A 15,587-nucleotide genomic window follows, 5' to 3' on the forward strand; every position below is an offset into this window, starting at 1 on the left:
GCACCATGACAAATATCTGCCAAATCGGCTATCTTTTCCCGATTGTCATTCTGAACTTCGACGATCTTGGTCGTGTCGCCTATGCGTAGCGTGTGCGACTGTTCACCCACTAGCCAAAACCCTTAGCCGATGTCTGATTCCGTCAGCCCCTTTCGTGCCCCCCCAAGCAATCCCAGCTTCCCCAATCTCGAAGTCGATATCCTAAAATTTTGGGACGACAACAATATCTACCAAGAATCGCTAGCTCAGCGATCCGATGCTCCCTCCTTCGTCTTCTACGAAGGCCCGCCGACCGCCAACGGCCTGCCCCACCCCGGGCATTGTTTGACCCGTGCGATCAAGGACGTTTTTCCTCGCTACAAGACAATGCGAGGCTATCGCTGTGAACGCAAAGCGGGATGGGACACTCACGGATTGCCGGTGGAAGTGGAAGTCGGCAAAGAGCTTGGCATCCACAGCAAAGAAGAAATCGAAGCTTACGGCATCGAACCGTTTATCCAGAAATGCCAACAAAGTGTTTGGCGATATATGCAGCAGTGGCAAACGCTGACGCGTCGACTCGGTTTCTGGGTCGATCTCGAAGAAGCCTACGTCACCTACCATCAAAGCTATGTCGAAAGTGTTTGGTGGAGTCTAAAGACTCTGTTCGAACGAGGTTTGTTGTATCAAGGTCACAAGATTGTTTGGTGGTGGGCGCAAGGTGGGACGGCATTGTCGGCCGGTGAAGTCGGTCAAGGCTATCGTGAGGTCGCCGATCCAAGCGTCTACGTGTTGTTCCCTCTGGTCGATTCACCCGGTCGTTCGTTAGTCGTTTGGACCACGACGCCATGGACGTTGCCAAGCAACATGTTTGCGGCGGTCCATCCCGAACTTGAATATTCGGTGGTTCGTGACGAGGAACTTGGCTGCGAATTGGTGATCGCCTCGGCACTGGTCGAAATGATTGCCGCAAAGCTCAAACGCGAATTGCCCATTGTTGAAACCGTTCGCGGTCAATCGCTCATCGGCAAACGCTACGTGCCCCCATTTGATGCCTATCATAAGACGCTTGGTGAGGCGACGGGGGAACTGACCACAGGCGAAACGGAGCACAAGCTATGGCGAGTCGTGGCAGCCAACTTTGTCACCACCGAATCCGGTAGCGGCGTGGTGCATCAAGCACCGGCATTTGGTGAAGTTGACTACGACGTGCTGATCGAAGAACAGAAACGATTCGTTGAATCGGATCGACCTGAGTTGTTATGCGCTGTTGGGCCCGACGGCAAATTCACGGATGAGTTCCCTGAAATGAAAGGCGTCTGGGTCAAAGACGCTGACAAGCCACTTGCTCGAACGCTTCGTGAAGCAGGTCGCTTGTTACTGCTCGATCAATATCTTCACGATTATCCGTTCTGTTGGCGTGCCGACGAAGACCCATTGATCCAATACCCACGGCGAAGTTGGTTCATTCGCACCACGCGGTTCCGCGATTTGATGCTGAAGAATAACTCGCAAATCGGATGGCAACCCGAACACATTCGCGATGGCCGCTTCGGCAACTTTTTGGAATCCAATGTTGATTGGGCGCTGTCGCGCGAACGCTATTGGGGCACGCCCCTTCCAATCTGGGTTTGCCAAGAAACCGGACGAATGGAAGCGATCGGCAACTACGACGAATTGCTCGCTAAACCGGGGATCGAAGGGACCGAGGTTTGGGCGAAGGCCAAAGCGGAGAATCCCGAGTTAGCGGATGATCTCCGTGTACACAAGCCTTACATCGATGCGGTCACGTACGATTCGCCGTTCGCCAAAGGTGCTCGGATGAAACGTGTGACCGAAGTGATCGATTGTTGGTACGACAGCGGTGCGATGCCGTTTGCCCAGTGGGGTTGGCCGCAACAGAACAACGACCGCTTCCAGGATCAATTCCCTGCTGACTTTATTAGCGAAGCGCTCGATCAGACGCGTGGTTGGTTCTATAGCCAATTGGCGATCAGCACAATGTTGTTCGGCGAAGGTTCCACGATCACTGAAAATTCAACGAACGAAAATTCAACGAACAAAAATTCAACGAACAAGGCGGCTCCTAATTTCGCGGAGCAGGCCTATCCTCATCCTTACCGCAATTGCATCGTGCTGGGCTTGATGCTCGGCGAAGACGGCAAGAAGATGAGCAAGAGTAAGAAGAACTACCGCGAGCCGAGCGAGATCTTTGACAAGTATGGTGCCGATGCGCTGCGATGGTTCTTCTTTGCCGGCCAGCCACCATGGACGGCAATCCAGTACCGCGAACAGTCGATCAAGGATTCGATTCCTGAATTCTTGTTGCGGCTTTGGAATGTTTTTAGCTTCTTCAGCATCTACGCAGCGATTGATGGTTTCGACCCGACGTCCGCGACCAAAGCCGATGATCAATTGACGCCTGAGTCGCTTTCCTCTGCACCGACGTATCGTGATGTCAACGAACGTAGCGAAATCGATCGATGGGTCTTGTCGGAACTAGACCACACGACCGAGGTTGTCGTCTCATGCATGGATGAATTGGATAACTACAATGCATGCCAAGCGTTGTCGGCGTTCGTCGATGCACTTAGCAATTGGTACGTACGTCGTAGTCGCGACCGGTATTGGGCGAGCGAAAAGGCGTCGCAGGATAAGTACGACGCCTATTGGACGTTGTACGAAACGCTATTGCAAACGACAAAACTCGTCGCGCCGTTTGTGCCATTTTTGTCAGAAACGTTGTGGCAGCATCTGACGCATCCGTTCGCTGGCGGCACGCGAAAGAGCGTTCATTTGTGCGATTATCCTGTTGCCGATGCGAGCCGGATCGATACGGGGCTTTCGACGAGTATGAAGTTACTTCGCGAGATCGCATCGCTTGGCCGATCGGCTCGTGCTGAAGCAAAATTGAAAGTACGGCTGCCGCTGTCCAAGGTCGAAGTGGTTCTAGCGGATGAATCCGAAATCGCTTGGCTGAAAACGCATGATTCGCTTGTCCGCGAAGAATTGAACGTCAAAGCGGTCGACTACACCACCGATGGCGACCAGTATGTTCAGTACAGCGTTGTGCCGAACTTCAAGCGGCTCGGGCCACGCGTCGGCAAAAATATGCCGGTGGTGAAAAAGATGCTTGCCGAGACCGATGGCAATACTCTACTGACAGCATTAGCCAAAGATGGCTTCGTTTCGATCGAGTTGCCCGGTGCCGAAACGCTTAAACTCGATAACGAAGACATCGAAGTCCGTTTGCAGGCCAAACAAGGTTGGGCCGCAGCACAAGGTAGCGGTTCGGTGGTGGTTCTCAATACCGAAGTGACCGATGAACTGCGCCAAGAAGGTGTCGCGAAGGATTTAATTCGCACCATCCAAAATCAACGTAAAGAAATGCAGTGTGATTACACAGACCGAATCGTGGTCGGTGTGGTCAGCGATGAGGAAGACGTGAAGGCGGCGGTAACAATGCATCGTGATCTGATTTGTGGCGAGACGTTGGCGAGTAAATTGGATCTAGCAGCGGTTGCCTCGGTCGATCCGGTGGAAACCGAATTTGGCCAAGTTTACGTGCAAGTGGAGAAGAGCTAATGTCGGACCGGATTCTAAAGATCGCCGTTTTTCTTAGCGGCAGCGGTCGAACTTTGGCCAATTTGATCCATCGGCGCGAAGAGTTTGATTTGCCAATCGATATTCGCTTGGTAATCGCCAGTCGCGACGATGTTCGCGGAATCGAGATCGCTCGCGACGATGGGATCGATACGCGAGTGGTACGAAAGCGAGATCATCGTGATCCGTTCGAGCATTCGCGAGAAATGTTTGATCCGTGCCGCAAAGCGGGTGTCGACTTGGTTGTATTTGCCGGTTACTTGAACCATGTTCTGATCCCCAACGATTTTGAAAATCGCGTCATTAATATACATCCGTCGCTTTTGCCTGCATTCGGCGGTGCGGGAATGTATGGCCATCGTGTTCACCAAGCCGTACTGGAACGCGGTGTGAAAGTAACTGGGTGTACCGTCCATTACGTCGACAATGAATACGATAATGGTCCGATTATCGTCCAGCGATCCTGTCCGGTTTTGAAAGACGACACGGCCGATGCCTTGGCTGCGCGAGTCTTCGAGCAAGAATGCATCGCCCTGCCCGAAGCGATCACGAAGATCGCTTCGAAAGTCTGACATTTGCCTTTTCGGCCTTCCTTCGCGACAATGGGTTCTCACGTTACTCCTTTTCGCGGATTATCCTGTTGCCCAAACCGATTTGTATCTTTTCTAGCTTGCTGATCGCTTTGGCGGCGCTGGGATGTGGTTCGTCAAAAGAGCCGCTACGGCATGCTGTTGCGGGAATCGTCAAAGTGGATGGGCAAAATGTCAAAAGCGGTTCGCTCAGCTTTTTGCCCGCTAGGGGAACTGTCGGGCCTGCGGCAACAACCGTTATTGTGGATGGTAAGTATTCGTTTCACCATTCCAATGGCCCCTACCAAGGTTCTCATCGTGTCATGATTGGAATCGAACCGGCAATCCAAGAGGCTGGTGTTGCCACCACGGCGGCACAGGCAAAGCGTGGAAGCAGGAACCCAAAAAAATCAGAAAGCAAGCCTGTGGCTGAACCAGAGCTGAAGCGAACTTGGGAAATTCCGTTCGTCGTGCCTGACCAGACCCAGGTTAGTAAAGACTTTGAGCTTTCAACAACTGAAACCTGATCATTGACGAGCGAGTATCGAGTGCGACTTTCTAGCTGTCCTTGCGAAACACGCGACTCGCTTCGGCGTGGATTCACGCTGATTGAATTGCTTGTTGTGATTAGCATTATCGGAGTTCTGGTGGGGTTGCTTCTGCCTGCGGTCCAGGCCGCGCGGGCAGCGGCACGGCGCATGAGTTGCTCGAATAATTCAAAGCAATTCGCTCTTGCGATGCACAACTACCATGCTGCATTCAACACGTTTCCATCGGGCAGTATTTTGTCGGATAACCGAGGTTATTGGTGGGGAATGGTGTCACAAGTTTTGCCGTTTATGGAAGCGGGTGCCGAATTCGAGTCGTTGGACTTCTCTAAAGGTCAATGTGGTGAGCAAGTGAAAGAGCTCCAAGCGATCGGTGCCAATGATCCTTCGAGTCATCCGATCAGCATGTTACTCTGTCCGAGCGATGTGAATGCTGGTCGGTCGATTTTTAGCGGGCCGCTTGGGCCATTGCCATTGTCGGGTGATTGTGGAGTACTGCACCCAATCAACTACTTAGGTATGAGCGGCAGCAACGATTTCAATATCACGGGTTCGTACGCTGGATGTGGTGGAATGCCCCATGGCAACGGGATGCTCTTTGATGAAAGCCAAACAGGATTCCGAGATGTGTTTGACGGAACCAGCCAGACGATTCTGTTTGGCGAGCGAAACATCCCTCAGGATTTAGGTTGGGGATGGCCGATTTGTGGCGGCAGCGAATGCGAACATTACCTGTCGTCGACGATGGGGATCTATCAAGGTAGCCACGATCCAGCGGAATATTTCATCCATCTTCAGCACTACTGGAGTTCACACGAAGGCGGCTGTCATATCACGATGGTCGACGGCAGCGTCCGCTTTGTTCCCTACACGATCGACTACAACACCTACATCGACATGTCCACACGAGCGGGCAAAGAAGTCATCCAAATCGAGTAGTGATCGATTTCGATCCAGCCGACATGATTGCCGCTAACTGGCTTTTTCAACCCATAGACGCGCGAATTCGGCGCTTAGCGAGAAGCCGTTCAGGACGCAATGCACAACCAGTGAGGGTGTGATGCGGCCGGTTTGTCGATATAGAAAGCCAAGGCCAAGTGAAAGAACAAAGAGTGGAATCGGAGCAGCTCCTTGGCCGAAGTGCATTAGCGCAAAGATTACACTGGTAACCACAATCGGCCAATAACTTCGTGGCGTCCAATGCGGAGATGGTGTTTCTTCGCGATCGATAACCGTGTCATCGTTGTTGGCGATCGAATCGGCGAGTTGTTGCAGACTGCCTTGCATCAATACGCGAAACAAAAACTCTTCGACCAACGGGGCAATGATCGCGGTACCGACGAATAGAATCGCAAAAATCCCAATGCTGGGCGATTTCTCAAGCGACTCCATCACCGGATGATGGTACGGCACTAAATAGGAAACGGCACTGCTGATCAATAGCGTCGGAGGAATCAACATCGCCGACGCCCGAAAGCCGAGTTGCATGTCGCTAGCTTTCCAGTCAAAACCCAATTGCTTAACCGCATCGGGGCGAATCAGGCGAAGCCAAGCAAGCGTCACCCCAACCACCAATAGCCCGCTGAGGGATTGGCCGACCAAGCTAGCAACAAGAGTTTGCAACGGAATCGATTCGTCTGGTTCAAATCGCTCGATCCAGCCCTGCGAAATAAAGATTCCTTGTATCAGGATGGTCAGGACGAGGCTTAAACCAAACGCAAAAAGAAAATCAAACACTCGCCAAAAAGGGACTTGGCGTGGTTCCACCGGAAGAATCGACTCTGAAAAGGCTATCTCGGAACCAAAGTAGCTGCGAATCACGCCGGTCCACAACACGATCGCTGCAACAAAACCAGCGATCACTACCGCACCCAGAACCGCCGCGAACTGGGTCTCCATCAACGGTCACCCTGGTCACGCATGACCCGCGCCGCGGCCAGCGTGTAGTCGTAGCCGGAATAGACCGTCAGTACGATGGAGGACCATAGCAAGATCGATGTTGTCACGCGAAGCCACGTCGCCGCAGGCTCGTTGAACAAACAAAGTAAAACGCTGACGACCGCCGCGCACTGCAAAACCATCTTCCATTTGCCGAGCCAGCTTGCCGAAAAGTCGCCGCCAGCCCCTTCGATGATCCCCCGGAGACTGGTTACCAACAATTCGCGAGCGACCACGATGGTGGCCATCCAAGAAGCGACGCCTGAACCAGCCACTTCGACCAACGCGATGAAGGAGCCGCAAATGATGATTTTGTCCACAAATGGGTCAAAAATCCGGCCTAGCTTTGTGATTTGGCCGTATTTGCGTGCCCAATAGCCGTCCATCCAATCAGTCGACGCGGCGATCAAAAAGACAACCATAGCCGATCCGTAATAGCCCAAAGGAATCAATGCCATCACGGCGATTGCAAGGGCGAAACGCACCGTGGTTAGTGCATTGGGGACGTTGTAGATGTTTCGGGATGCAGTGCTGCTCATTGCCAAATTCATGTTTTTATTCGCTGCTGGATGCCTTTTTAGACTACCAGATCCCCATAAAATGCGAAGAGGCCAATCGTGTTGATTAACCGAACGCGACGCAACAGCGTCCCTTTTTGTCGGCTAATTATTCACAGAATTGCGAGATTGAACGCACTCTTGACCAGCGTAAGGCGACAATTGTTCCTCTGTGTTGATCCATTCAATAAGAGCCCATCGCGCAGCGAATGTGACGCGAAATTTTTCAATAACGCTTGTTGCCGCTGCTCAAACATTTGACTGCATTTTACAATCTTGTCAAAACACTCAACCTCAAAGGAAAAACACCATGGCAGATTGGATCGAAGCAGGCCAGAAGGCACCCGCATTCACGCTGAAGGACGATTCGGGCAGTAAGGTAAAATTGGCGGATTTGAAAGGCAATCCGGTGGTTGTCTACTTCTACCCTCGCGACGACACGCCAGGCTGTACCAAGGAAGCTTGTGCGTTTCGAGATCGGTACGATGAAATGAAGAAGCTTGGCATTCAATTGTTAGGCGTCAGTTGCGACACGGCCGAGAGTCACACGAAGTTCCGCGAAAAGTACACGTTGCCGTTCCCTTTGTTGGTCGACGCAGATCACGCCATGTCGGAAAAGTACGGAGCATGGCGAGAGAAGAACATGTACGGCAAGAAATCAATGGGCATCCAGCGATCGACTTACCTGATCGACGCCCAAGGCAAAGTGGTTCACGTTTGGAAGCGAGTCAAAGTCGACGGGCATGACCAACAAGTGATCGATGCGGTGAAGGCGTTGTGAAACGGTAGGCCGGAAAGTTGCCGTTGGTTAGTCCGGACTACAGCGTTGCCACTTGCGGCGCATCAACCGATTCGCCGCTGGTCCATTTCTTAAAGTCCTGCTCATCGCGATGGACTCGGCGGTAAACGGTATCACGTTCGATCGGTTCACGTCCTGCTTCGGAAATCAAGTTGCGAATCTTATCGATCGACAAGAACTCGGGGGTTGTCGCTCCCGCGTCATGATAAATCAACTCATGGCGAACGGTCCCGTCGATGTCATCGGCACCGTATGCAAGTGCGGCCTGAGCGGTTTCGACGCCTAACATGATCCAGTAAGCCTTGATGTGTTGGACGTTGTCGAGCATCAAACGGCTTACTGCCATCGTCCGCAAATCCATTAGAGCCGATGGCTTCTTTAAATCCGACAACTTTGTGTTCTCAGGATGGAATGCCAACGGAATGAAGACTTGGAAGCCCCCCGTTTCATCTTGCAGTTCCCGTAGTCGAATCAAATGATCGATTCGGTGAAACGCCTGTTCAACATGCCCATAAAGCATCGTGCAGTTCGTCCGTAGGCCGACTTGATGCGCCGTGCGATGGATGTTTATCCATGCATGTGTGTTGGCCTTGTGTTCGCACAATTGATCACGAACTTCGGGGTGAAAAATTTCCGCACCACCACCTGGCATGCTGCCCAGTCCGACCGACTTTAGATCCTCCAAGACCCACTGAATGGATTTCTTTGTTTGAAACTCAAACCAATTGATCTCGACCGCCGTCCAGCCTTTCAAATGGATTTGCGGGTATTCCGAGTGCAGTATCTCGATCATGTTGCGATACCACTCGTACGGTTTCTGGTGATGCAGTCCGCCGACAATATGCATTTCGGTGCAGCCGTTTTCAGTCGCTTCACGGCCACGATCAAGGATTTGCTCGTCGCTCATCGCATAGCCCTTCGGATCACGAAGGTCACTGCGGAAGGCACAAAAACGACATCGGTATACGCAAACGTTGGTGGGGTTCAAATGCGTGTTGATGTTGTAATAACCGACGTTGCCATTTTTTCGTTGTCGCACCAAATTCGCTAGCTCACCGACCGCTTGCAGCGAGACGGCCGGGTCGTAAAGGAAAATGCCATCGTCAAGCGACAGTCGTTCTTTGGCTTCGACTTTATCTCGAATCTCGCGAAAACGTGCTTTGGTTTCTTGGTTCATCTCGTTCAAATCCACAAACAATCGATCGTTCCAGCGACAAGCAACGTTAAGCTGATTGCCGCGTTGGTATTAAAAAAAGCTTGATTCACTCGGTCCAAATCGTCTGGCCGGACAAGCGAATGTTGCCAAAGCACTAACGCGGTGATGATAGAAATCACTGCCCAAAACAGCCATCCAAGCCCGGCCGTACCTGCGACGAGCGGCAACACGCTCAGCAGGCCAAGCATCACTAAGTGACAAACCGCAGCCATTCGCAGTGCGCCACCGATGCCAAATTTGGCCGGGATACTATGCAGCCCTACTTTTGCATCAAACTCCGCATCCTGGCAAGCATAGATTATGTCAAAACCGGTCACCCAAGCCGCAACGGCTGCAGCCAAAACCAACGGCGCAAGGAAATCGCTTGGCACCGCTAAGACTTCCGTTCCACGCACGGCGACCCATGCACAAATCGGTGACAAACTCAATGCCACACCCAACCACAAATGCGATGCTGACGTAAATCGCTTTGCTAAGCTGTAGCCGCATAGAAACATCAGCACCGGTACCGATCCCGCAAGCGGTAGCCAGTTCGGAAAAAACAGCAGTGTCGAGGCTACGAATCCAACCGCACAACATGCGGTGAAACCCCAAACGCTTGTTCGCTTGAGCACACCGGCGGGCAAGTGTCGCTTGGCCGTTCGCGGATTGTCGGCGTCGATTTTATGATCAACCAAACGATTGAACGCCATCGCGGCACTGCGAGCAAAGACCATGCACAGCAAAATACCGACGATATCTTGAATCCTAAATGCCGGGCGTTCACCGGAAGAAAGCGGTGTGGCCATTGCCATCACGGTTGCCATTGCCGCGAACGGAAGTGCGAATACCGTGTGGCTGAACCGGATTAGTCCAAGCCAATGCTCGACACTCATGTTTGGCCCCATCGATCGATCAGCGAATTATCGACACCGATTTGGTCCAAGATTCGGCTCACCACAAAATCGACCAACGAATCAAGCGACTCGACACCGTGGTACCAACCGGGACTTGCCGGAAGCATTACCGCTCCGGCTGCTGCGACCCGTTGCATGTTCCCAAGCTGCATCACACTGAGCGGTGTTTCGCGTGGCACCAACACCAATCGCCGATGTTCTTTCAAGTGAACCTCGGCGGCGCGTTGTATCAAATTCGACGCTGACGCGTGCGCGATTCCACTGAGAGTGCTTCCGCTACAAGGACACACGACCATCGCTTGGGTACGGAACGAGCCGCTCGCGATGGGTGTGAAGAAATCGTTATAGCGGTGATAGTGAATCTCGGATCGCATTGATTCGAGCGTTGTCAAAGGTTGCGTCGCCTGTGAATCGGTCGACCATGTGGGTACGTACGATAATAGGCAAGCCAAGTCCACTTCGTTCAAGTCGATCGTCAAACCCAATTCTTGTTGAATCACAGCCGCACCACTTGGGCTGATCGTTAAATGAATTTCGACACCGCTGCGGGCAAGGATTTGCAGAAGCCTAACGCCATAGATAGCGCCACTGGCGCCGGTGATGGCTAGGACAATCGGATCGTTTTCGTTGCTTTGGTTCATCAAGCTTCACCATCGGTTGGTTTGGTTCCTTGATAGATCGTTGCTACTCCAAAGGTCAAAGGTGTGAATTGAACGTCCCTTAATCCCGCAGCGATCATTCGATCCGCCAGTGCTTGTCCATCGGGGAATTGGCCCACCGATTCGGGAAGATAGGTATACGCCGACTTGTCATTTCGAGCGAACCATTGGCCGATTCGCGGCAGCACGTTGCGGAAGTAGAAACCGTAAAGCTGTTTTAGGCCGATCATGCGCGGCTGGGAAAACTCCAGCACAACGACTTGTCCGCCCGGAACGCTAACACGCGTCATTTCGCGGAGTCCTTGGTCCGTGTCGGTTACGTTGCGTAATCCAAATGCGACCGTTACGCATTGGAATGTATTTTCAGGAAACGGTAACGCTTGCGAGTCGGCTTCGATAAATTCAATCGATTCGCTGGAGGTTTTCGGAGACCGTTTTCTTCGTGCTATTTCTAACATGGCGTGACAGAAATCACTGCCAATCACAGAAACCGATATCGGGGATTTTTTGGCAATCGCAATCGCTAGATCACCCGTGCCGGTGCAAGTGTCGAGGACCGGTAGATCCTCCTTGATGCGAAGTTGCCGGACGGTGCGCCACCGCCAATAGCGGTCAATGCTAAGCGACAGCAGATGGTTCATCGCATCGTAGCGAGGAGCAATTTGGCGAAACATTTCTCGCACCCGCGACCCACTTTTGTCGAGCGTCGGCGTGTCGGCCCTGGTTTCGGAAATCGGCTGTTTATCGTGATCGGTGACCGAAGCAACCATCAATCAATGCAGTCTGAATGTGTATGGTAAATGTGAGCGACCAACGTTGTACCCTCGTTAAATCGATGTTGGTCCTTAAACTATTCTAAAGACCGGGGAATTGTTACTCCCCACAACCAAGCAAACCTGTCAGCGATCCGAAAATCATGCGAACGCTCCTTTTTGATATCGACGGAACCCTGTTACGTACCAATAACGGGGGGCGAGGGGCGATGCAAACGGCCTTGGAGCAGGAATTCGATCTTTGCCCGGCCAGGGTGGATATTCCATTTTGTGGTCGCACGGATCGGGAAATACTGACCCAATTGTTGGTGATAAACCAATTGGCGGCGAATTCGGAGAATCGCCGGCGACTACAAAACCGTTACCTGGCGGTTTTGCCTGATGTATTGCACCAGCGAGGCGGCGAGATTTTGCCGGGTGTCGTCGAATTGCTAGGACAGCTTGCGGACGATTCACGCGTTTGTGTTAGCGTGATGACGGGCAATTTACAGGAAGGAGCTGCTCGGAAATTGGACCATTTCGGGCTTCGACACTATTTCCGCTGGATCGTTGGTGGCGATGAAGACAGCCACCGCGACGATTTGGCTCGGAGAGCGAAGGAGGTGATTCGCAAGCATTCGGGCGACGAGGCGACCGAGCGAGTGACGGTGATCGGCGACACGCCAGCCGATATTCGATGTGGTCACGCGATTGGTGCTCAATCGATTGGTGTTTGCACCGGACGCTACGACCGAGCGTCGTTGGAGGCGGAAAAGCCGCTGCTCGTGCTAGATGATTTGTCCGACATCGCGGCCGTCTATCCCGTCCTGGTGTCAATCTAGCGACTGTTTGGTATTCTGTGCGGTTTCCTTCGGCAAGCGGGTTGGTGTTCAGGCTTTAGCCGCCCAAGGCGTTGGGCCATCCCACGCCTCGGACGCCTGAAAAACTGGACCTGAGTGACATGCCTGCCGCCTGCTTTTCCAACGCATGAATCCACCAGGAGCGACCGGTGAACGGCCCCGATTTTAGTAAGAGCGATTTGATCCCTGTGATCGCCCAAGACGAAGCAACAGGCGACGTTTTGATGCTAGCCTATATGAATGAAGAAGCGTATGCGGAAACCCTCAAAACCGGACGCGTTTGCTACTTCAGTCGCAGTCGGAGCCGGCTTTGGCGAAAAGGCGAAGAGAGCGGCAATGTTCAAGAGGTCAAGGCGATCTTTTTTGATTGCGATGCCGATACGCTGCTAGTGAAAGTAAACCAAATCGGTGGAGCGGCCTGTCACGAAGGTTACCGAAGCTGCTTTTTCCGCCAAGTTGTTCCCGGTGCGGATCAGCCGACCGTTGTGGGCGAGCGCGTGTTTGATCCAAAGCAAGTCTACAAGAAGAGCTAAACAATGGCAGAAAAGAATCTATTGAAACTAGGCATCCCGGCGGGAAGTTTACAGCACTCCACTGCGGAATTATTCGAACAGGCTGGCTACAACATCAAGTTTTCATCGCGGTCGTATTACCCCACGATCGACGATGGCGAGATTGAATGCTTGTTAATTCGGGCACAAGAGATGGCTCGTTATGTCGAACAAGGTGTTCTCGACGCTGGTATCACGGGCCATGATTGGGTGTTGGAAAATGAAGCCAACGTTGTCGAGATTTGCGAGCTTGTTTTTTCCAAGGTGAGTCGCGGTCCCGTTCGCTGGGTGCTCTGTGTCCCCGATGATTCGCCTGTGCAATCAGTGAAAGATTTGCAGGGCAAATGCATTGCAACCGAAGCGGTTGGGCTAACAAAACGATATCTGGCCAAACACGGCGTCGACGCTCGCGTCGAATTTTCGTGGGGCGCAACAGAGGTCAAGCCGCCTAAGCTTGCCGACGCGATTGTCGAAGTCACCGAAACCGGCAGTTCGCTGCGGGCCAACGATTTGCGAATCGTTGATGAGGTGATGCAAAGTACGACGCGTTTCATCGCAAACAAAGATGCTTTACAGGACCCTTGGAAAAAAGGCAAACTAGACAACATCTCACTGATGCTACTCTCTTGCCTCAACGCTGAAGGAAAAGTCGGGTTGATGATGAACGTGGGCAAAGAGAACTTGGAAAAAGTTCTTGATATCTTGCCCGCCCTGCAAAAGCCAACGATCTCCGCGTTGTCTAACCCTGAATGGGTCGATGTGATCACCATCGTCGAAGAATCGGTCGTCCGAAACATCGTGCCGCAGCTTAAGGCGATGGGCGCGACCGGAATCGTCGAGTACCCGATCAACAAGCTTATCGACTAACAAGGCATTAAGTCGGGCTAATTAAGTCGGGCTAGATGATGTTAGCCAAGCGGTGTCGTCCAAGCGGTGTTGTTCAAACACAGAGCAGTGGTTCTCCACCCGCTTTGCAATTCTCTCGGTGGGAGGACCACCGAGGTTCAATTAGAGGGTGACCTACTCAATCGGCAAGGGCTTGGTGTCCGCTTCCACCGCTGCTGCGGTTGCCTCTTTCTCAGGCAACAACTTCTTGATCACGTTGCCATAAATCTTGATTCCCGATCCGATCGTTGCGACCGCTAATGCGATCACCAGGATGATGTTAAAGGCGACGCGGGTCCATCCGGATCCAACGGCATCCCCGATGTAGCTACGTTTGTTGTTCATGATCAAGAACGCAAAGTAGGCAATCGGAAGCATCGTAAAGCAAACGGCCGAAGCAGCAACGGGGAACCAAATCGGAAGCGATGAGACGACTCCGAGAATCCCAATCGCGGGAACCAAGGCGAATAATCGGAAACGAGTCTTGGTTTGTTTAAGCCCAAACATTTCGCAAAACGTGAATCCGCAAACCACCATGTGCGTACTGATTGCACCACACGTCATACCGATTAATCCGAGGTCAAAAATGACTCGCCCGGCATTCTCGCCTAGGACGCCACCGAGCGCTTTCGCTGCTCCAAGTGGTTTGATCGTCGTGTTCACCACATCGGCTCCGTCGTAAACGCCACCGACTTTCATCGCGATAATGACTAGCGATGTGACCAAAACGAATGGCAAGAACATGGTCATGCCAAGGTCCCAACGAGCGAGTTTTTTGTGATCTTTTCCCCAACCCTTTTTTAGCAATGAATAAGGGTATAAGAACGTCATGTTGATTCCGACTGCTGCACCAAGCATGCCGAGGACTTGTGTGACCGTGCTATTGTTCATCGTTCCATCGGTGTTCCATAGGTTGGGGATTCCGTACCAACCAATAAAGCCCTTGAATATCTCGCCGATGTCTGCTGCGACCACATCGATCTTCGCCAGAACCACGATCCCAAACATGATGACGATAAGTGCAATACAACCCCGTAGGAACCACTCGTAAAGCCGAACGCCACGGGAATCGCCGCCATAATTGAAGGTCGTGACGATATTCACACAAAGGATCAAAAGCCCGATTCCGAAACTGAGCAGCAGGCCTGAGTCGGTAAACCCTAATCCGAGTGCCGACGTCTCTTTTTTAGCTAAACTCAATTGATCGCTCGCGGCGTTGATTTGACTCTCGTCGTTCGTCTTTTGAGCTTCTTCGAGCACGGCGTTCGCGGCGGTCACATCGGGCGGAACACTGACGATTCCTTGCATCGCCCCCAAGTCGCGTGCGGCACTGGCGGCAAGTCCGTATTGCGGAAAATGCCAAATGATCGACGACATGATCGTTCCTAGTGCCCAGAGCACGACGAGCCATTTGCCTATTTCGCGGCCAAACGACTTGTAGGGACGCTCGCCCGTCGTCAACACGACATTGCTAAGCGCTCCGAGCATCATCACACCGAGGAACATCGCAACCGGTTGTACCCAAAGAAGTTTGTAACCGAACGATGCACCCGCGATCACCGAAGCGGCTGCGCTGCCCGCACCAAGTGTCATTGCACTCTGCAACAACCCGGGGCCGGTTCGTTTGATGTACCCCATCGCGGAGCTTGCGAATGGGAGAGAGTTGAGTCTTTGCAGTTCAGCTACTTCGGCTTCCGCTTGATTCGTGTCGGTAATCTTTGCCGCTTCTTGTTCTGCCACTTCTTCGTTCCTCGAATTGACTTGGGTGGGCTATC

General features: G+C 52.5%; 15 protein-coding genes. 8 read left to right on the forward strand and 7 right to left on the reverse strand.

What is annotated here, in order from left to right; genetic code table 11:
* The first annotated feature begins 129 nt into the window (after positions 1–129).
* From ileS to CA13_RS22000, 4 genes are read left to right on the forward strand one after another with little or no spacing between them, the layout of a single operon-like run.
* Positions 130–3,564 carry an isoleucine--tRNA ligase gene (gene ileS / locus CA13_RS21985; protein WP_146400295.1) on the forward strand — a complete coding sequence of 1,145 codons (3,435 nt, stop codon included), beginning with the start codon at positions 130–132 and terminating at the stop codon, positions 3,562–3,564.
* Complete coding sequence (purN, locus tag CA13_RS21990; RefSeq protein ID WP_146400297.1) at positions 3,564–4,154, forward strand: phosphoribosylglycinamide formyltransferase; 591 nt, start codon at positions 3,564–3,566, stop codon at positions 4,152–4,154. Before ileS ends, purN begins: the two co-directional genes overlap by 1 nt.
* Positions 4,106–4,678 carry a hypothetical protein gene (locus tag CA13_RS21995; RefSeq protein ID WP_146400299.1) on the forward strand — a complete coding sequence of 191 codons (573 nt, stop codon included), beginning with the start codon at positions 4,106–4,108 and terminating at the stop codon, positions 4,676–4,678. The genes purN and CA13_RS21995 overlap by 49 nt, the downstream gene beginning before the upstream one ends.
* A 21-nt stretch (positions 4,679–4,699) precedes the next feature.
* Positions 4,700–5,638: a DUF1559 domain-containing protein gene (locus tag CA13_RS22000; protein ID WP_419194679.1), complete on the forward strand. Its 939-nt coding sequence runs from the start codon at positions 4,700–4,702 to the stop codon at positions 5,636–5,638.
* 33 nt (positions 5,639–5,671) lie between these two features.
* Here the strand turns inward: CA13_RS22000 and CA13_RS22005 are convergent, their stop codons facing one another.
* Both CA13_RS22005 and pgsA read right to left on the reverse strand, forming a co-directional pair.
* Positions 5,672–6,598, reverse strand: a complete 927-nt coding sequence (locus tag CA13_RS22005) for a CPBP family intramembrane glutamic endopeptidase (RefSeq protein WP_146400303.1) — start codon at positions 6,596–6,598, stop codon at positions 5,672–5,674.
* Positions 6,598–7,188 (reverse strand): CDP-diacylglycerol--glycerol-3-phosphate 3-phosphatidyltransferase, encoded by a 591-nt coding sequence (gene pgsA / locus CA13_RS22010; RefSeq protein WP_419194680.1) that lies wholly within the window; start codon positions 7,186–7,188, stop codon positions 6,598–6,600. The genes CA13_RS22005 and pgsA overlap by 1 nt, the downstream gene beginning before the upstream one ends.
* Positions 7,189–7,504: 316 nt before the next feature.
* Here pgsA and bcp point away from each other — a divergent pair, with 316 nt between their 5' ends.
* Positions 7,505–7,975 (forward strand): thioredoxin-dependent thiol peroxidase, encoded by a 471-nt coding sequence (gene bcp / locus CA13_RS22015; RefSeq protein WP_146400307.1) that lies wholly within the window; start codon positions 7,505–7,507, stop codon positions 7,973–7,975.
* A gap of 37 nt (positions 7,976–8,012) precedes the next feature.
* On the opposite strand, the gene mqnE is transcribed toward bcp, so the two are convergent.
* Genes mqnE through ubiE form a run of 4 tightly spaced genes read right to left on the reverse strand, consistent with a single transcriptional unit; the run spans position 8,013 to position 11,534 of the window.
* Positions 8,013–9,170 (reverse strand): aminofutalosine synthase MqnE, encoded by a 1,158-nt coding sequence (gene mqnE, locus CA13_RS22020; protein WP_146400309.1) that lies wholly within the window; start codon positions 9,168–9,170, stop codon positions 8,013–8,015.
* Positions 9,171–9,175: 5 nt separating this feature from the next.
* Positions 9,176–10,084, reverse strand: coding sequence for a UbiA-like polyprenyltransferase (locus CA13_RS22025; protein WP_146400311.1), 909 nt, complete (start codon positions 10,082–10,084; stop codon positions 9,176–9,178).
* Entirely contained in the window at positions 10,081–10,746 is a 666-nt protein-coding gene (locus tag CA13_RS22030; RefSeq protein WP_146400313.1) for a UbiX family flavin prenyltransferase, read from the reverse strand. The genes CA13_RS22025 and CA13_RS22030 overlap by 4 nt, the downstream gene beginning before the upstream one ends.
* Positions 10,746–11,534 (reverse strand): bifunctional demethylmenaquinone methyltransferase/2-methoxy-6-polyprenyl-1,4-benzoquinol methylase UbiE, encoded by a 789-nt coding sequence (gene ubiE / locus CA13_RS22035; RefSeq protein ID WP_146400315.1) that lies wholly within the window; start codon positions 11,532–11,534, stop codon positions 10,746–10,748. Before ubiE ends, CA13_RS22030 begins: the two co-directional genes overlap by 1 nt.
* 146 nt (positions 11,535–11,680) lie before the next feature.
* Between ubiE and CA13_RS22040 the strand changes: the two genes are divergently transcribed.
* The 3 genes from CA13_RS22040 (at position 11,681) to hisG (ending at position 13,794) form a co-directional block, all read left to right on the forward strand.
* Positions 11,681–12,358, forward strand: coding sequence for an HAD family hydrolase (locus CA13_RS22040; RefSeq protein WP_146400317.1), 678 nt, complete (start codon positions 11,681–11,683; stop codon positions 12,356–12,358).
* Between the two features lie 167 nt (positions 12,359–12,525).
* Complete coding sequence (hisI, locus tag CA13_RS22045) at positions 12,526–12,909, forward strand: phosphoribosyl-AMP cyclohydrolase (RefSeq protein WP_146400319.1); 384 nt, start codon at positions 12,526–12,528, stop codon at positions 12,907–12,909.
* A 3-nt stretch (positions 12,910–12,912) separates the two neighbouring features.
* Positions 12,913–13,794, forward strand: a complete 882-nt coding sequence (gene hisG / locus CA13_RS22050; RefSeq protein ID WP_146400321.1) for an ATP phosphoribosyltransferase — start codon at positions 12,913–12,915, stop codon at positions 13,792–13,794.
* Between the two features lie 153 nt (positions 13,795–13,947).
* Here the strand turns inward: hisG and CA13_RS22055 are convergent, their stop codons facing one another.
* Entirely contained in the window at positions 13,948–15,552 is a 1,605-nt protein-coding gene (locus tag CA13_RS22055; protein WP_146400323.1) for a divalent metal cation transporter, read from the reverse strand.
* Positions 15,553–15,587: the final 35 nt, after the last annotated feature.

The organism is Novipirellula herctigrandis, from assembly GCA_007859835.1.
GTDB lineage: Bacteria > Planctomycetota > Planctomycetia > Pirellulales > Pirellulaceae > Novipirellula_A > Novipirellula_A herctigrandis.